Consider the following 17,486-nt stretch of genomic DNA (forward strand, 5'->3'; position numbering starts at 1 on the left):
GGCCGGATCCATCGCCTCGCCGCCGGTAGGATCGTGGCCCGGCCGCACTCAAGGAGGAATGCCCCATGACCCCGTCTGATCCCCGCTTCTCGGGTCGAGTCACCCTGCCAGTTGAGGAGGGGATGGACGACGAGTTGGCTGCGATCATCGATCGTCTCGGTGCCGACGCGGTGCGTAACAGTGACGGCACCTGGTTGCCGAAGATTGTCTCCAACCTGGGGAAGAAGGTCTACTCAACCCGTTTCTGTGCCCGTGGGGACGAGGCCTGGGCCCTGGACCATCTCGACGAGCACGTCAGCCTGTACCTGTGTTCCGATCGAGTCCCGGCCCTGGAGGACGGTCCGCTCGAGATCCACATCATGCGTGGGTTCTTCGCTGAGCAGGTTCGCCCCGACACAGATGTCGACGTCAAGCGATGGTGGCAGGTACGGGACCGCACCACCGGCGAGGTCGTCGACGACTGGACTGTGAGTGGCGAGGGTGCCGACTGCGTCGTGGCGGTGCCCGCGACGGCCGGACACGTCTACACCGTCGCATTCCTGGCAGCCCAGCTGTGGGACACCACCCAGATGTACAACTACACGACGAATCACTGGGAGAACGATCCCACTCGCAGCAAGGAGCATCCTTTCGACGTCGTGCACCCTGCCACCTGGAATCACGTCCAGGAGTCCTTGTCCGAGTGGCTCGACGCCCACCCAGAGGTCGACGTCGTCCGTTTCACGACCTTCTTCTACCATTTCACCCTCTACTTCAATGAGCAGGCCAAGGAGAAGTTCGTCGACTGGTTCGGCTACTCCGCGAGCGTTTCGGTACCTCTCATGGAAGCCTTCGAGGCCGAGACCGGCTGGCAGATCAACCCGGAGGACTTCGTCGACGCCGGCTATCACAACTCGTCCTTCCGCCCGCCCTCCCAGTTTTTCCTGGCGTGGATCGACTTCGTCAACCGCTTCGTGACTGACCGAGTGCGTCGACTCGTCGAGATCTGCCATGACAAGGGCCGCGAGGCGATGATGTTCCTCGGGGACAACTGGATTGGCACCGAGCCCTATGGTGAGCTCTTCGCCACCACCGGTCTGGACGCCGTGGTCGGCTCGGTGGGATCGTCCGCCACCTGCCGGATGATCTCCGACATCCCTGGTGTCCACTACACCGAGGGACGATTCCTGCCCTACTTCTTCCCCGACGTCTTCAATGACGAGGGGGACCCGGTGGGGGAGGCGAATACCTCCTGGGTGCAGGCCCGTCGCGCTATCGTCCGCAAGCCCCTGGACCGTATTGGCTACGGCGGATACCTCTCCCTGGCCAATCAGTACCCGGAGTTCATGGAGCGAATTGCGCAGATCTGCCAGGAGTTCCGCGACATCTGGGAGCGCAGCGGCGGAAAGACCCCGCGCACCGCTCCGTTCCGGGTTGGCATCCTCAACTGTTGGGGAGCCCGTCGTACCTGGATGTCCCACATGGTCGCCCATGCCCTGTACTACAAGCAGGCGGCACCGTACCTGGGCGTCGTGGAAGCGCTGGCGGGCCTGCCCTTCAACATCGACTGGCTCGATTTCGACGACATTCGTGACGGCGTTCCCGAGGGAATCGGGGTACTCGTCAACACCGGCTCTGCCGGGACAGCCTTCTCGGGGGCCCAGGAGTGGTCCGACGTCACGGTGCAGGCGGCAGTGCGCACCTTCGTGGCTCGTGGTGGCGGTTTCATCGGGGTGGGCGATCCCACCTACTGGCCTGGCGACGGAGCGTGTTTCCGGCTCTCTGACGTCCTCGGCGTCGATCGTGAGATCGGCTGGAGCCTGTCGACCGACCGCTACCCGAATGTCGTCGACTCTCATTTCATCACTGACGGTCTGGCCCTGGATGTCGGACCGGTCGCTCCCGAGATCGTCCCGGTCTGTGACGACACCGAGGTTCTGGAGCTCCATGACGGCTCGATACATGCTGCCGTCCACACCCTCGGCAAGGGGCGGGCGGTCTATCTCGCCGGTCTGCCGTACACCGTGGACAACTCGCGACTACTACACCGGGCGATCTGGTGGGTCGCTGGTCGCGACGACGAGTTCGCAGACCAGTTCATCGCGGATGATCCTCGCGTCGAGACGGCCTGCTATGACGAGGCTGGCCTGCTGCTGGTGACCAACCTCAGTTTCGACGAGGTGACGACGACCATCAGTGGTCTGGACGACGAGGTGACTCTTGCCCCGGCCGGGTCTGCCTGGATCGACATCTCCGCTTGACGATGAGAACCCGAATTCGCTGTGCCGGACCTGTCGATCTGGCACAGTGGTTGGGTGCCATCGACGACTGCTGAACTGCTTGACCTGCTCGATCTCGAGGACTTGGACCTCGACCTGTTCCGAGGTAAACAGCCTCGCACCACGTGGCAGCGAACCTTCGGTGGTCAGGTGCTTGCCCAGGCTCTGGTGGCCGGTGCTCGCACGGTCCCCCAGCGTACTGCCCACTCCATGCATGCCCTCTTCCTACATGCCGGTCGCACTGACCTACCGATGATTTTCGACGTCGAGCGGATTCGTGACGGACGGACATTCAGCACTCGTCGGGTCAATGCTCGCCAGCACGGCCGGACGATCTTCACCGCGGAGCTGTCCTTCAAGAACCGTGAGAACGGACCGGAGCACTCCGATCCGATGCCGGACTACCTGCCTGGTCCGGAGAAGTGTCCGACCCTGGCCCAGGCCTTGGAACAGATGTTCGGACGGTCGATGCCGACCGTCAAGGAATGGGACGCCCTCGACGTCCGGCTGGCCAGTGACGGGTCCAACCTCGTCGACCCCAACCACGTCACCCATCTGAGCTTGTGGGTTCGCACCACCGCGAGCCTTCCTGACGATCGGGTGGTGCAGCGGGCCATCCTCGCCTACATCTCCGACATCAGCTTGATGGCCGGTGCCGTCATGCCCCATCTGGGGTCGATCCCACCGGGCATGATCGTCAATCCGGCCTCCTTGGACCACGCGATGTGGTTCCACCGCACTGCCAAGGCAGATGAGTGGATGCTCTACGACCAGGTTTCCCCAAGCGCCTCGGGTCTACTCGGATTCTCCATGGGCCGCTTGATGCAAGATGGAAAGCTCATCGCGTCGTGTTGCCAGGAGGGAGTCATGAAGCTGGTGGACGCCAACGACGTGGATGCCTCGGTGACCTTCCCCGTTGGGCCCCGACCAACGGCCACGTCATGACGACAACGATGGCCCCGGATTTCTCCGAGGCCATCGTTGTCGTTGGTGATGTCGTTGTAGGGATCAGGCAGCCATGGTGGCCAGGTTGCGCTGACGCATGGTGGCCAGGGCGGCACGCTCGATCTGACGGACGCGCTCAGCGGTGATTCCCCACACCTTGCCGATGTCAGCGAGCTTGGCCTGGCGGCCGTCAACAAGTCCGTAGCGACGACGGACGACGTCGGCGGAACGCTCGTCAAGATCGTCGAGCAGACCTTCGAGACGACCACGGTCCTCGGCGTCCAGGACGATGTCGTCGGGACCGGGGGAGGTCTCACGGGCAATGAGGTCACCCAGGCTGGTGTCTCCGTCGTCCTCGACCGGGGCGTCGAGGGAGACGTGGTCGCGTCCGAAGCGGATGAGCTCGATGACGCGCTCCTCGGTGATCTCCAGCTCATCAGCGATCTCAGCGGTCTCGGGCTCGCGGCCCAGCTGGCGCTCGAGGTTGCGGCGAGCGGCTGAGACCTGGTTAACCTGTTCGGCGACGTGCACCGGAAGGCGGACGATGCGGCCCTGCTGAGCAATACCACGGCTGATGGCCTGACGAACCCACCAGGTGGCGTAGGTCGAGAACTTGAAGCCCTTGGCGTAGTCGAACTTCTCGACGGCGCGAATGAGGCCGGTATTGCCTTCCTGCACTAGGTCAAGAAGCGGCATCTGGGAGCGACCGTACTTTCTGGCCACCGACACGACCAGACGCAGGTTGGCGCGCACGAAGTGGGCCATTGCCTCGTTACCGTCAGCCGCGATGAGATGAAGCTCCTCCTCAGTGGCATCCGACTTGGTCTCGGCCTGACCCTCGAGAACGGCGCGTGCAAACACACCCGCTTCGATCCGGCGGGCCAACGCAACCTCCTCTGCGGCATTGAGCAGTGGGGTGCGGGCGATTCCGTCCAGGTAGAGGCCGACCGCGTCCTTTCCATCAATGCCATCGGTGGTACGAACCCGGGACTTGGTGTCCATGTGCTTCGCCTTTCTCCGTCTGACTGGTTGACACCTATATCAACGCCCGAAGGGATCGAATGTCATCCCTCATCAGCGGAAGAGCGCCTGCAGTCGTGGGCGAAGGCGGAGGACCAGACTGTGGTCGTACACGGTTGCGCAGTGCAGCCATTCCATGGCAGGAGGGTGGGGAGAGGGTGTCCCAGTTTGTGTCATCGGTTACGGGGTGCCACAATTGGTACAAGGTCTTGACGCCTGCCGGGCGTCGTATGCCCTTGGGTCCGTCAGGCGTGTGTTCGCCGATTCTCCCGGACTCATTTTGGAGGGGACAGCACTGAAGGACTAGTCAGTCCTTGGAGAGGATACCTGTGTCGACCACCACGTCCAGCACTGCAAACACCGCTGCAGACGAGGAGGCGAAGACAGCCACCACGAGGAAGAGCACACGTTCCACCTCTGCCAAGACCGGTACCACCGGCCGAGCCAGGAAGACCACGACGAAGACGAGCTCTTCATCGACCACCAAATCATCAGCCAAGAAGTCTGCCGATGAGGCCAAGGCTCCCGCAGCCAAGAAGGCTGCTAGTGCCAAGACTGGTGCGAAGTCCACCAAGATGACCGCAGGCGGGACGACGAAGACCTCCGGTTCGAAGGCTTCCGGAACCAAGTCGACGACGAAGCCGTCCGGAACCAAGTCCACTGGTACTAGGAAGTCCACGGCCAAGAAGTCGACCACCAGGGCGAAGGCCAAGAAGGAAACCACCATCGCCGAGGCTGCGTCCGGAGCGGTCGACGTAACGGTGGAGCGCGATGGCGACGACGTTGTACTGACCGTTGGCGGCAAGAAGCGTTCCCTCGATGACGTCGACGACCGGGACTACAACCCGGACGAGGCCGCCAAGGACGAGCAGCAGATCAACAAGGAGGCCGAGGGGTTCTCCCTGTCCGACAATGATGATGCCGACGAACCCGAGCAGACCGTCATGGTCGCGGGTGCCACCGCCGACCCCGTCAAGGATTACCTCAAGCAGATCGGCAAAGTGGCCCTGCTGAACGCTGTCGAGGAGGTTGACCTCGCCAAGCGTATTGAGGCTGGCCTGTTCGCCGGCGAGCAGCTGGCCGCCTCGGACACCAAGATCCCCGAGAAGGATCGAGAGGACTACGAGTGGATCGCCGAGGACGGCAAGGCCGCCAAGAACCACCTGCTGGAAGCCAACCTCCGACTGGTGGTGTCACTGGCCAAGCGCTACACCGGCCGCGGCATGCTCTTCCTCGACCTCATTCAGGAAGGAAACCTCGGCCTCATCCGCGCCGTCGAGAAGTTCGACTACACCAAGGGCTACAAATTCTCGACCTACGCGACGTGGTGGATTAAGCAGGCCATCACCCGAGCCATGGCTGACCAGGCCCGCACCATCCGTATTCCGGTGCACATGGTCGAGGTCATCAACAAGCTGGCCCGAGTGCAGCGTCAGATGCTCCAGGACCTGGGACGCGAACCCACCCCGGAGGAGCTGGCCAAGGAACTTGACATGACCGCTGAGAAGGTCGTCGAGGTGCAGAAGTACGGCCGTGAGCCGATTTCCCTGCACACCCCACTGGGTGAGGACGGCGACTCCGAGTTCGGCGATCTCATCGAGGATTCCGAGGCCATCGTGCCGGCCGACGCCGTCAACTTCACCCTCCTGCAGGAGCAGCTCCACGACGTCCTCGACACCCTGTCCGAGCGCGAGGCCGGCGTCGTCTCGATGCGATTCGGCCTGACCGACGGCCAGCCGAAGACCCTCGACGAGATCGGCAAGGTGTACGGCGTCACCCGTGAGCGCATTCGCCAGATCGAGTCCAAGACGATGTCGAAACTGCGCCACCCGAGCCGCTCCCAGGTGCTGCGCGATTACCTCGAATGAGGAATCATCACGACGAATGAAGGGGCGCCCGATCGGGCGCCCCTTCGTCATGTCCGAGTGATCAAGACATCATCGTTTGACATCGTCAAGGAAGTGACGGACGGTGATCTCGTCAGGATTGAACCCGTCGGGTAGCCCTTCGAGGTTCATGACGACAGTCTTCCCCGGCCGCATGTCGAGGGCCGAGACGTCAGCTCGGACGCCGGGCCACGGCGTCAGAACGCGGACGAAATAGGCGAACTTCGAGGCCCTCACCCGGACCTTCGCCGTCGTGATTCCCGTCGGCGTCACCTCGACATCGAGTTCGGGGTCGGGCAGGGCGAGGTCAGCTATGTGTGTCAGGAAGAGCCGGTTGCTCGGCAGCATTGCCCCTTCAACCCACACGTAATGGCCGCCGTTCACCGGCACCTGGGCACGCGGTACCGACCACACCCTCTCTGACGTGGATGCCGGAACGGACACCTTGACCTCGTGCGTCTGCTCAACAGTGCCGTCAAATCCCTCGATGCTGACGGTCACCGTGTCGATGACGCGATTTGGCTGGACGTTGCTGACCCACAGTTCCAGGGCTTCGTCAGTCAGTCGCAGGATGGGTAGGGCCGGAGCGAATGCTCGAGCCGCGGCGTAATAGCCCGGCTTGGCCCCGAGATCATGATCGAGTAGGGACCACGTCATCCCTGGCCAGGGTTCATTGAGCTGCCAGACCAAGGTGCCGGCGCAGTGGGGCCAACGACGTCGATAGTGCTCGATGCCGTACTTGAGCCCCTCAGCCTGCACCACCTGGGTAGAGGTGACGTAGGACTGGAGCGAGGTGGGTCTCCCGACCTCGTACTCGAGGAGGGCCATCCCCTTGGCCTTCGGAGTGTCCTTGTTGCGTGCGATGAGCACCGGATCGTCGAGCTTCAGATGGTCCCTGCCGAGCCACCTCTCGAGGGTGGGTAAATCGGCGCTGGCGTGGATGCCGAACTCGCTGATGAAACGCCCGGTGTCATGGCGATAGCGGTGGAAGTGCATGGCCTCGGCCGGGCTGGCATAGTCCTCGTGGGTTCCGGCTCCGACGTCGGCTCCGTGCCAGACCTCCCAGGCATGACGATCGCCGGCACCGGTGCCATTGACACGCGGGTCTGTGTCGGAGTCAGTGGCAGGGCTGTTAGCCCAGTAATCCACGGTGGGACTGTTGCGACGAACGGCCTCGGGCAAGATCTCGTCAAAGATCTCCGATCCCCACTGGCCGGGGTCCAGATTGCTCCAGACAGCCTGGTGCATGGCCTGCACCTCGTTGCCGCCAGCCCACAGGGCAAGACTCGGGTGACTGGCCAGACGACGGGTCTGGTAATCGGCCTCGGTACGCACCTCAGACATGAATTCCTGGTCGTCACCGGGGTAGTCGATGCAGGCGAACATGAAGTCGTGCCAGACGAGGATGCCATTCTCGTCGCAGGCGTCCATGAAGGCATCGGAGGCGTAGATCCCACCACCCCAGACACGCACCATCGTCATTCCGCCGTTGCGGCAGGCGCGTACGAGATCGCGATCCTGTTCCGGGGTCACCGAGCCCACCAACATTGACTGCGGAACGAGGTTGGCGCCCCGGGCGAAGACCGGCACACCGTTGAGGATGAAACGGAAGTGACGAGCGGGCCCGTCGTACTCGGGATCATCGGGATCGGGGGAGCGGTCGACCTCGATCGTCCGGATGCCGGCCGTCCCGGACTCCGTGGCGATGATGTTGGCGTCCTTGTCATGGGCATTGACCTCGAGACGATACAACGACGGCTCGCCGAGATCGTGGGTCCACCACAGTTGCGGATGCTCGATGTGCAGCTCGACCGTGGCCACCCCGTCGCGGATGCGGGCATGGCCACCGGTGCGCTCTCCGGTGGGCGAGGTCAAGGAGACGTCGACGTCGAGAGGCCGAGGGCCGTCATGATGGGTGACGGCCACGATGACCTTGACCGAGGCGGAGTCCCCGGAGATGGAGACGGTCTCGACGCGATGAGTGAGCTCGACAGGCGCCCGTCGGTACAGTTCTACCGCCCCCGTCAGTCCGATGGAGGGAACGCGCGGGGCAAAGTCCCATCCCCACGAGAACATCCCCTTGCGGCGTCGAGTCGCAGCCAGATCGAGGGTGAGGATCCCGGCTCCGGGGTCGGTGTCGAGCTCCTGTGGAGCCGCCGCATTGAGGAAGTCGCTCACGGCATTGACCATCGCCCGCGTGGCAGGCGGCTCGGTGAGACCGTCCAACGGGGGAGCGAAACGAATAAGGACCTCGGCCTGGTCCCCGTCAATGGCTGGAAGGATGGTCGAGAAGGGACGGTACTGGCTCGCATGGCGTCCGACGTGCTCTCCGTCGACCCAGATGTCCGCGACCGTGTCGACTCCTGTCAAGGACAGGACGAGGGGATCCTCCCCACTCGGCACAGGCAGGGTCCCGCGATACCACCAGGCGCAGTCCTCGACCCAGCGACAGTCCTTCTCGTGGTTCCTCAGGTAGGGGTGATCAATCACCCCGGCAGAAATGAGGCTTTCGTGGACACCACCTGGTACCACCGCGTCGATCCACTCGCAATCTTCGGCGGCCAACTCGACTGGATCGACGACACGCGGGTTGCTTGAGGTGAGCTGGAAGAGGGCACTCATGAGAACTCCTTTGTCGGCCCGAAGCACCTCTAAAACCTAGCACGGCTCAGTATTCATTGGTGGGCCAGGGGCAGGCAGTCCGCGTTTTCCCTCTATCGTTGGGCCCATGGCAGTGACGACGAAAACCTCGGCTCGACGTGGACCATACGCCAAGGGGGTTGCTCGCAGAGCCGAGATCCTTGACGTCGCCCTGCGGCTCTACGGCGCAAGTTCCGGCGAACGACCCACCCTGGCTGCCATTGCCGCTGAGGTCGGTCTCACCGAGGCTGGCGTGTTGCATTATTTCGGGACGATGGACGAGCTCTTCGTCGCCATCCTGGAGGCTCGCGACGCTCATGCCGTCGACGCCGGCGCGCTCACCGACCCCGATCATGTCTGGGCATACATGGCTGGGACGACCCGCACCCCGGGGTTGACGAAGCTCTTCGTCGACATGAGTGTGGCGGCCGCCGACCCCAACCATCCCGCACATGCCTTCATGGAAAGGCACCGCCAACGAGTCCACGAAGTTGTCAGGATGGCACTGAGGATCGATGACGAGCAGGCCGTGCGGCTGGCGGTGGCGGCGGCCGAGGGCTTGCAGATGAGGTGGATCCAGAACAAGGACACCGACATCGCCGGGGATCTCGAGGCCTTGGCCCGGGTGCTCACCAGCGGATCACTGGTGCTCGCTGAGGAAGGTCTGCCCGAGACTGGTGACGGCCTGGAATCCCAATGAGTCTCGCGCCTGGGCGTCGAAGGCATGGTTGAGCATTGGCAATTGCACGTGCGTAATGTCCACCCCGGCCTGGCGAGCGCGGGCAACGAAGTCTCGCACACTCGATGGCGGAACGAAGGTGTCGTGATTACCCTGGATCACCATCGTCGGAGGAGCCTTGGCTGTGATCCAGGTGGAACTGTTGACGGCGCGGTAGCGATCAGGGAATTGTTCTGGGGTGCCACCGGTGTACTTCGTCGCGGCATTTCCCGCTCCCAGGGTGGTGACTGACTGGACGGCTGCGACATCCACCGTCGGGTACAGGGCGAGAACTGATTTCGGGGCTCGCACCGGTCCGCAGGAACTCGTCAGCTTCCCACTCGCGGCGCCGTAGGCCAGGTTGATGGCCATCCCACCGCCAGCGGAATCCCCCATGATCGACACTCGGGTCGGGTCGCCACCGAGCTCCTTGGCGTGAGACAGGCTCCAGGCCCAGGCACACGCCACCTGCTTCGGTGCGATGTCCCAGGTGGGGTGACTTTTGGATGCCAGGGTGTACGAGGGACGGATGACCAACCAGCCATGGTCGGAAAACCACCTCAAGGTGGCAGGCATGGTGGCATTGGTGTTCCATCCTCCGCCGTGAATGTCGACCAGAACCGGGGTATCGTGGTTTCGCAGACGATAGATCTGGGCCGTCTCGTCGGGTCCCGATCCATACCGGACCGTCTCGTCAGGATGATCTGCCATCGATGACACCGCAGCGGCTGAGAAGACGTTGATCCATCCACCGGCCCGATCGGTCACCCACATCGTCGACGCTGTGACGGATGTCGGAATGATGAGGGCCATCACCGAGATGACGACCGCCGTCATTCGCAGGCCACCTCGTCCCAGAAGGGCGAGGATGAGGGCAATGGCGGCAATGACCAATGCCGGTACGGCCAACGAACCCGCCAGAACGGAGGAGACGAAGGTCAGGGCATGGTGGGACGGCAGGATCGCAGCCACTGACCACGCCAGCACTGGAACGGCTAGTACCAGACCCACGAGACCAGAAGCGGTGCGTAGCCAGGAATGACGAGAGCCTTTCGTGTCTGCCACGCGTCCACCGTACTCAAGGGCTGTGGTCGGTGGGATCATGGTGCGGGAGGGAGCGATGGTTATTCGGATCAGACAGGCGGCCGCCGGCGACGGGCAGGCCATTGCGGCGTGCATGAGGAGATGTTGGAGGAGTCCTTCCTCAACTGTTCGCCATGGTGTCTGGACTGGTTCGACAATTCGACCGTTGCGAACCGGGCCTCTGTGAGGCCCCGGACCGGTAGGATCAGGTCATGGATACGTCAGTCAAGGTTGACATGCCGTCAAGACCGGCGCACGACTCGGCCACCGCTCCCGGTCGTTTCGTCGTCAGGGATGCTCATCGTGAGGACCTTCCTGAGGCTGCGGCTGTTCAGGCAGTGTGCTTCCGGGAAATCGGTCAGGGGGTGATCCCCGACGACATCCTCACCGAGGTTACCGGCCCCGGTATCGTCCACACCACCATCGAGCAGTGGAAGCAGTTCATGGACGACGGTGCGGTTTTCAAGATCCTCGTCGATCGCCTCGACATGAGGACCGTCGGAGTGGCAATGGCACGCATCTCCACCAGCCCGGATGCTCCCACGCCGTGGGAGGTTGCGACCCTCCACGTCCTTCCCGAAGCTCGTAACTGCGGGGCCTCGGACGATCTCCTCAACGCCTGCATCGGACATCGCTCGGCCTATGTGTGGCTCTTCGCTGATAACGCCCGCGCGATCAAGTTCTACGAGCGCCACGGGTTCCACGTCGACGACACTGATGGTGCCGTCGACGACTCTCTCGGTGGGGTGGAACTTCAGCGGCTCATTCGTGAGGACGCGATCGAAGCCGAATGACGGTCCACCTGGTTGCTGTAGGTCGTTGCCAGACACCCAACTCTGGGGTCGCCGGTGGCACCGGACAGTGCAACGGCGTGGGCAGCCAGGGGGCGAATTCGGCGCTGCACCGCCGTCCGGGGCGGTAACCCCGACACGCCGACGATCGCGGGTTCCTCAGGTATGGGAGGAGAGTTTCGTGGTGTCGTCCTGGATGTGCAGGGCCACCTGCTTCAGCTTGTCCTCGTGAGCCCTGGCGTGGTGGGCACAGAAGAGGAGCTCGCCACCATTGCGCAGCGTGATGCGCACATAGGCCTGTGCGCCGCAACGATCACAACGGTCCGCAGTGGTGAGGGCGTGGTGCTCGATCATCGTGGTGCTCATGACAACCTCCTCCGGTTCAAGTGTTCAGTCACCGTATGAACAACGTACGTCATCGTGCGAATGTTCCCAGGAGTATCGCGGAATGAACGCCGCTGGGCACGAACATTCTTGTCGAAAGCCTGTCCGAGTGTGCCGATAGGCTGTCTGCGTGACCATGGACAAGATCTCCATCCCATCATCCGTCGCTGCTGACACCTCAGCCAGTGCCGGAAACACAGTGCGCACGGCGTCGACGAGCCGTGAGTACGGCGCGAAGAACCTCTTGGTGCTTGAAGGTCTGGAGGCCGTCCGAAAGCGTCCCGCCATGTACATCGGGTCGACCGACACCCGCGGACTCATGCACTGTCTGTGGGAGATCTTCGACAACGGTGTCGACGAGGCGCTGGCCGGGTTCGGGCGTCGCATCACCGTCACCTTGGAAAAGGGCGGGTCGATCCTCGTCACCGACGAGGGACGCGGTATTCCGGTCGACGTCGAGCCGAGGACCGGGCTGAGCGGCGTCGAGGTGGTCTACACCAAGCTCCATGCCGGCGGAAAGTTTGGTGGCGGGGCCTACAACGTCTCAGGCGGTCTGCACGGCGTGGGCGCATCGGTCGTCAATGCCGTCTCCTCCCGTCTGGACGTCGAGGTGGACCGCAAGTCCACGGTGTGGGGGATGAGCTTCCGACGCGGTGTCCCCGGTTCCTTCGACGGGGACGGCCCCGATGCCCCCTTCACCCCCGAGTCCGGGGTGCGCAAGATCGGCAAGGCCAAGCGCGGAGCCACCGGTACCCGGGTGCGCTACTGGCCGGACCGGCAGATCTTCCTGCCTGATGCCAAGCTGTCGTGGTCCAAGCTTGCCGATCGTGCTCGTCAGACGGCTTTCCTCGTTCCGGGTCTGGAGATCGTCATCACCGACGAACGTGGGATCCAGACTGATCCGGAGACCGGCGACGTCATCGAGACCGTTTCCGAGACGATGCGCTTCGACGGTGGTATCTCCGAGTTCGCCGAGTACCTCGCCAATGACCAGCCGGTCAATGACGTCATGAGGTTGCAGGGTGGAGCCTCCTTCACCGAGACCGTTCCGATGCTCGACGAGAACGGTGGCATGACGCCGACCGACGTCGACCGCGACCTCGAGGTGGACATCGCCCTGCGCTGGGGCACCGGGTACGACACCACGGTGCGCTCCTTCGTCAACATCATCGCCACTCCCAAGGGAGGCACCCATGTCCAGGGGTTCGAGCAGGGCCTGCTGCGAGCCTTCAACGCAGGCCTGGAGGGGACGCGGATCCTCAAGTCGTCCGAGGAGATCGTCAAGGACGACGTCCTGGAGGGCCTGACGGCCGTGGTGACGGTGAGTCTCGCCGAACCTCAGTTCGAGGGCCAGACCAAGGAGGTGCTGGGCACCCCGCCGGTGCGCCGTCTGGTGGCTCGCATCGTCGAGGAGAGGATGGCGGCCTTCCTGACCTCGGCCAAGGCTGCCGACAAGCCGGTGGCACGCACCCTCATGGAGAAGGTCGTCAATGCCTCCCGGACGCGGGTCGCGGCCCGCGCCCACAAGGAGAACCAGCGCCGCAAGAATGCCTTGGAGTCCTCGCACCTTCCTCCCAAGCTCAAGGACTGCCGCTCCTCGGATCCCGACGTGACCGAGCTGTTCATCGTCGAGGGCGACTCTGCCCTGGGAACGGCCAACGTGGCCCGCAACTCCGAGCACCAGGCCCTGCTGCCGATCCGAGGCAAGATCCTCAACGTTCAGAAGGCCGACCTCGGCGCCATGCTCAAGAACCTCGAGTGCGCGTCGATCCTCCAGGTTGTCGGGGCCGGGTCGGGAAAGACGTTCTACCTCGACCAGGCCCGCTACGGCAAGGTCATCTTCATGGCTGACGCCGACTCCGACGGCGCCCACATCCGCTGCTTGCTGGCAACCCTCTTCTTCCGCTACATGCGCCCGATGGTGGAAGCGGGCCGGGTGTTCTCGGCCGTGCCTCCGCTGCACCGCTTCGAGCTCATCAATCCCAAGCGCGGGATGGACAAGTACCTCTACACCTACACTGACGCCGAGTACCAGCGCACCGCCGCCCAGTTGACCAAGAAGGGGGTGCGGTTCAAGGAACCGCAGCGGTACAAGGGTCTGGGTGAGATGGACGCCTCCCAGCTCAAGGAGACGACGATGGACCCGCGACATCGCACCTTGCGTCGCATCACCGTCGACGATGCCGCCGAGGCCGAGAGCACCTTCGAGATCCTCATGGGCAACGACGTGGCCCCGCGTAAGCAGTTCATCGTCGAGGGGGCCTATCGTCTCGACGCTGAACAGATCGACGCCTGAGAGGGCTTGCTCACGGCTCGTTAATGCTGCCTCGCGGTGACGCTGTGAGGTGCAATCGGTGTGCTGCCTAGGTGACTGGTCTTAAGCGATGCCACGGCCCTGGGCGGATAGGAGTAGGCCATGCTGGATCACATACGACAGTCCGGTGGCGGATACAACGACAAGATTGATGGAGAATCCGCTGCGGGGAGGCTGCAGCAATGATCTGGTTCCACCTTGCTGTGGCCATCATCTTCATCATCATCGGGTCGCGCCTCGGTGGGGTTGGTGTCGGGCTCGCGGGAGGCGCGGGATGTATTGTCCTCGCCGCCACTGGTCTCCACACGAAAGTAGCTGAGGACATTCCCTGGACGGTCATCGGAATCATCATGACCGTCATCTGCGCCATCGCAGCCCTCCAACTTGCAGGTGGTATGCACTACTTGGTGCACCTGACTGAGGTCATGCTGCGCAAGAACCCGACCACATCAATTATCTTGCGCCGTTATCAACGTTCCTCCTCTCCTTGCTGTGTGGCACTGGACATACCGCATATTCTGTGTTGCCTGTCATCGTCGAAGTGGCGAAGGAGCACAAGATCAGACCGTCGAGGCCGTTGTCCATAGCTGTTGTTGCGTCCCAGGTCGCGGTTGCATCCTCACCGATTTCGGCAGCGACATTGGCGTTGGTCGGAGTTCTGGAGCCGTTGGGGGTGGGATACCTCAAGATTCTTGCGGTGACGATTCCTACCACCTTTATCGGGTGCGCTGTTGGTGCGGTTGTGGCATCGCACCAGGGCAAAGATCTCGAGGATGACCCGGTCTATCAGGAACGCGAGGCCAAGGGCTTGGTGAGCCACAATGCGGCTGTCGGCGACACCGCCTGGAAGCCAAAGCGATCGGCCGTACCCAGCCTTGTCGCCTTCCTGATCGCCCTTGTCGTGGTGGTCGGTTACGCCACCATTTCGTCAGAGGAAGTCGGTGTGCTGTCCAAGCCACCTATGACGTCGTCGGCGGCGATCATGCTCATCATGTTGACGACAGCGATGATCATCTGCATGATCTCGCATGAGGACGTCAAGCAGCTCACTACCCAGGCGACATTTAGGGCCGGAATGTCAGCAGCAATCTGTATTCTGGGGCTGGCATGGCTTGGCAACATGTTTGTCAATAACTACATGGACGTCCTGACCCATGCTGGCGCTTCGATCCTGCACTCCGCCCCGTGGTTCCTGTCGGTGATCCTGTATCTGGCTGCGGCACTGATGTTCTCTCACGCTGCGACCACCGTTGCCTTCATGCCGGTGGTGGCCAAGATCGGTGTGTCACCCGCGGTGATGCTGGCTTGCTACCCGGCAGTGGCTAATTACTATCTGCTGCCGAACTACCCTACGACGGTTGCCGCTATGGAGATGGACGACACCGGCTCGACGCGAGTTGGACGCATCGTCTTCAACCATCTCTTCGTCATTCCGGGGACCGTCTCGATCGTCGTGACGATCCTGGTGGGAGCTTTTTGGGTTCCCGTCGTGCTGGGTTGATGCTGCGATGAGCAGTGACCACAAGTGGCTGGGCAGCGCTAAACTCCACAACCATGAGCCACGTCGACGTGCCGGCGGACCAACGCAAACGCGTCTTCGCCTGGGCCATGTGGGATCCGGGCACTCAGCCTTTCGCATCGGTCATCACCACCTTCGTCTTTGCCGTTTACCTTGTCGGTGACGCCTTCGGGCCGAAGGACACCACCGTCACGGCCCTGTCATGGACGATGAGTCTGGCCGGTTTGGCGATCGCCTTGCTGGCGCCGATCGTCGGCCAGTGGGCAGATAGACGAGGACGCCAGGTGACTGCCCTGAAATGGCTCACCTGGACCCTGACCGTGATGTCCGGGCTGCTGTTCTTCGTCAAGCCCCATCCGTCCTACCTCCTCCTTGGGCTGGTGTTGTTGGGAGTCGGCACGGTCATCTCGGATGTCGGCAGCTCGCTGTACAACGGCATGCTCGACGACGTCGCGGAGCCCGGCAAGATCGGTCGCATCTCCGGTCTGGGATGGGGCATGGGTTACCTGGGCGGCATCATCGCTCTGCTCGTCATCTACATTGCCTGGATCAAGCCGAAGGTCGGTTGGTTCGGGGTCACGAGCCACGAAGGCATGAACATCCGTGTGGCGATGCTGTTCTGCGCCATCTGGATTCTGGCGCTGACCCTGCCCACCTTCCTCATCCTGCGTGACGACCCACGCCCGGTGGACCAGTCCGAGCCCCAGTTACGAGGATTCCGCGCGCTGGGACATGCCTACGCCGAACTGTGGCGCAGCGTGGTGAGAATCTGGCACATCAGCCGCAACACCATCATCTTCCTCGTCGCCTCGGCGCTGTTCCGTGACGGCCTCAACGGCGTCTTCCAGTTCGGTGGCCCGTTGGCCCGTCAGACCTTTGGATTCAGCGCTGCCGATGTCCTCATCTTCGGCATCGTGGCCAATCTGGTCGCCGGTATCTCGACTATCCTGCTGGGACGCCTGGACGACCGGATCGGTCCCAAACACCTCATCATCGTCTCTTTGGTCGTGCTGTCTGCCTGTGGCATCGGTGTTTTCATCGGCCACAACGGTTCGGCCATGGTGTTCTGGGTGCTCGGCCTCATCATGTGCGGCTTCGTCGGCCCGGCCCAGTCGGCCTCGCGAAGTCTCCTCGCCCGGATCTGTCCGCCGGGATGCCAAGGCGAGGTGTTCGGCCTCTACGCCACGACGGGTAAGGCGGTGTCCTTCCTGGCACCAGCCCTCTTCGGTCTCCTCGTCACGATGGGACACGCCGTCACGGGTGGCGACAACAACCAGTACTGGGGAATCATCGGTATCGTCCTGATGCTCGTGGTCGGTCTGGTGGCGATGATCCCGGTCAGCACCGCCGAGCCCCAGAACAAGTGATTGGTTCAGGCATCCCGGCTCACCTGAACCAGGACACCTGGACAGGCAACTGTTCGCGGACGACTGGGATCAGCAGACCCGCTCGACCCGTCCGGTCGTGACGTCGTAGACCATGCCGCACACGTCGGCGGCCACCAGCGGGTCCCGGCGTAGGGTCGCGACATCGTGACGCAGGCCAGCCATCTGATCGGGGGTTGACCCGATACGCATGCCTGACAGGTCAGTGCCGTCGGTCTGTCGCACCTTCTCGATGACCGAGGTGTCGTCCCCGCTGGCCATCGCGCACTTGGTGTGGGCCAGCATGACGATTCGATCAATCCCGAGGACGTGAGAGCCCACGACGAGCCCGATGCGAGCATCGGGGGTCAACCGGCCACCAGGAGTACGCAGCACCTTCGCGTCCCCGACCTTGAGATCGAAGATTGCCGGAGGATCCAGCCGGGAATCCATGCAACAGACGATCCCGACCCCTCGAGCTGCCTGCCCCGGCACGTCTGCCAGGTCGAAGGACTCGGCATAGCGGGCATTGCCATCCATCAGGTCGTCGAACATGGTCACAGT

General features: G+C 62.9%; 12 protein-coding genes and 1 pseudogene. 8 read left to right on the forward strand and 5 right to left on the reverse strand.

The window, feature by feature from the left end:
• Positions 1 to 65: 65 nt before the first annotated feature.
• Together gnpA and AC6I1W_RS07870 are read left to right on the forward strand one after the other, a co-directional pair.
• Positions 66 to 2,240, forward strand: a complete 2,175-nt coding sequence (gnpA, locus tag AC6I1W_RS07865; RefSeq protein WP_270236031.1) for a 1,3-beta-galactosyl-N-acetylhexosamine phosphorylase — start codon at positions 66 to 68, stop codon at positions 2,238 to 2,240.
• Between the two features lie 54 nt (positions 2,241 to 2,294).
• Positions 2,295 to 3,203: an acyl-CoA thioesterase gene (locus tag AC6I1W_RS07870; protein ID WP_202725266.1), complete on the forward strand. Its 909-nt coding sequence runs from the start codon at positions 2,295 to 2,297 to the stop codon at positions 3,201 to 3,203.
• Positions 3,204 to 3,266: 63 nt separating this feature from the next.
• On the opposite strand, the gene AC6I1W_RS07875 is transcribed toward AC6I1W_RS07870, so the two are convergent.
• Complete coding sequence (locus AC6I1W_RS07875) at positions 3,267 to 4,205, reverse strand: sigma-70 family RNA polymerase sigma factor (RefSeq protein WP_065672668.1); 939 nt, start codon at positions 4,203 to 4,205, stop codon at positions 3,267 to 3,269.
• Positions 4,206 to 4,537: 332 nt separating this feature from the next.
• Between AC6I1W_RS07875 and AC6I1W_RS07880 the strand changes: the two genes are divergently transcribed.
• Positions 4,538 to 6,091, forward strand: a complete 1,554-nt coding sequence (locus AC6I1W_RS07880; protein ID WP_270236036.1) for an RNA polymerase sigma factor — start codon at positions 4,538 to 4,540, stop codon at positions 6,089 to 6,091.
• Between the two features lie 69 nt (positions 6,092 to 6,160).
• Here the strand turns inward: AC6I1W_RS07880 and AC6I1W_RS07885 are convergent, their stop codons facing one another.
• The gene (locus AC6I1W_RS07885) at positions 6,161 to 8,731 is read right to left on the reverse strand and encodes a glycoside hydrolase family 2 protein (protein WP_065672670.1); all 2,571 of its coding nucleotides are present in this window, start codon (positions 8,729 to 8,731) and stop codon (positions 6,161 to 6,163) included.
• 106 nt (positions 8,732 to 8,837) lie between these two features.
• On the opposite strand from AC6I1W_RS07885, the gene AC6I1W_RS07890 reads away from it, so the two are divergent.
• Entirely contained in the window at positions 8,838 to 9,449 is a 612-nt protein-coding gene (locus AC6I1W_RS07890; protein WP_016667524.1) for a TetR/AcrR family transcriptional regulator, read from the forward strand.
• Here AC6I1W_RS07890 and AC6I1W_RS07895 read toward each other — a convergent pair.
• Entirely contained in the window at positions 9,390 to 10,571 is a 1,182-nt protein-coding gene (locus AC6I1W_RS07895; RefSeq protein WP_284950503.1) for an alpha/beta hydrolase, read from the reverse strand. The genes AC6I1W_RS07890 and AC6I1W_RS07895 overlap by 60 nt on opposite strands.
• Positions 10,572 to 10,762: 191 nt before the next feature.
• Between AC6I1W_RS07895 and AC6I1W_RS07900 the strand changes: the two genes are divergently transcribed.
• Positions 10,763 to 11,344, forward strand: a complete 582-nt coding sequence (locus AC6I1W_RS07900; RefSeq protein WP_065672671.1) for a GNAT family N-acetyltransferase — start codon at positions 10,763 to 10,765, stop codon at positions 11,342 to 11,344.
• A gap of 156 nt (positions 11,345 to 11,500) precedes the next feature.
• On the opposite strand, the gene AC6I1W_RS07905 is transcribed toward AC6I1W_RS07900, so the two are convergent.
• On the reverse strand, positions 11,501 to 11,707 hold the full coding sequence (locus tag AC6I1W_RS07905; protein WP_016667527.1) for a DUF7455 domain-containing protein: 207 nt from the start codon (positions 11,705 to 11,707) through the stop codon (positions 11,501 to 11,503).
• Positions 11,708 to 11,861: 154 nt separating this feature from the next.
• Here AC6I1W_RS07905 and AC6I1W_RS07910 point away from each other — a divergent pair, with 154 nt between their 5' ends.
• From AC6I1W_RS07910 to AC6I1W_RS07920, 3 genes and pseudogenes are all read left to right on the forward strand, one after another.
• Positions 11,862 to 14,021 carry a DNA gyrase/topoisomerase IV subunit B gene (locus tag AC6I1W_RS07910; RefSeq protein ID WP_065672857.1) on the forward strand — a complete coding sequence of 720 codons (2,160 nt, stop codon included), beginning with the start codon at positions 11,862 to 11,864 and terminating at the stop codon, positions 14,019 to 14,021.
• 200 nt (positions 14,022 to 14,221) lie between these two features.
• A pseudogene (locus tag AC6I1W_RS07915) lies at positions 14,222 to 15,540 on the forward strand (anaerobic C4-dicarboxylate transporter family protein).
• 53 nt (positions 15,541 to 15,593) lie between these two features.
• Positions 15,594 to 16,925 (forward strand): MFS transporter, encoded by a 1,332-nt coding sequence (locus AC6I1W_RS07920; protein ID WP_284950497.1) that lies wholly within the window; start codon positions 15,594 to 15,596, stop codon positions 16,923 to 16,925.
• Positions 16,926 to 16,994: 69 nt separating this feature from the next.
• Here the strand turns inward: AC6I1W_RS07920 and AC6I1W_RS07925 are convergent, their stop codons facing one another.
• Complete coding sequence (locus AC6I1W_RS07925) at positions 16,995 to 17,477, reverse strand: carbonic anhydrase (RefSeq protein WP_065672673.1); 483 nt, start codon at positions 17,475 to 17,477, stop codon at positions 16,995 to 16,997.
• Between the last annotated feature and the right edge of the window lie 9 nt (positions 17,478 to 17,486).

Source organism: Cutibacterium sp. KB22876, from assembly GCF_059728865.1.

Coding starts and splice junctions, on each gene's coding strand:
- gnpA (WP_270236031.1), top strand. CDS start 66: ATGACCCCGTCTGATCCCCGCTTCTCGGGTCGAGTCACCCTGCCAGTT.
- AC6I1W_RS07875 (WP_065672668.1), bottom strand. CDS start 4,205: ATGGACACCAAGTCCCGGGTTCGTACCACCGATGGCATTGATGGAAAG.
- AC6I1W_RS07885 (WP_065672670.1), bottom strand. CDS start 8,731: ATGAGTGCCCTCTTCCAGCTCACCTCAAGCAACCCGCGTGTCGTCGAT.
- AC6I1W_RS07890 (WP_016667524.1), top strand. CDS start 8,838: ATGGCAGTGACGACGAAAACCTCGGCTCGACGTGGACCATACGCCAAG.
- AC6I1W_RS07895 (WP_284950503.1), bottom strand. CDS start 10,571: ATGATCCCACCGACCACAGCCCTTGAGTACGGTGGACGCGTGGCAGAC.
- AC6I1W_RS07900 (WP_065672671.1), top strand. CDS start 10,763: ATGGATACGTCAGTCAAGGTTGACATGCCGTCAAGACCGGCGCACGAC.
- AC6I1W_RS07905 (WP_016667527.1), bottom strand. CDS start 11,707: ATGAGCACCACGATGATCGAGCACCACGCCCTCACCACTGCGGACCGT.
- AC6I1W_RS07910 (WP_065672857.1), top strand. CDS start 11,862: ATGGACAAGATCTCCATCCCATCATCCGTCGCTGCTGACACCTCAGCC.
- AC6I1W_RS07920 (WP_284950497.1), top strand. CDS start 15,594: ATGAGCCACGTCGACGTGCCGGCGGACCAACGCAAACGCGTCTTCGCC.
- AC6I1W_RS07925 (WP_065672673.1), bottom strand. CDS start 17,477: ATGTTCGACGACCTGATGGATGGCAATGCCCGCTATGCCGAGTCCTTC.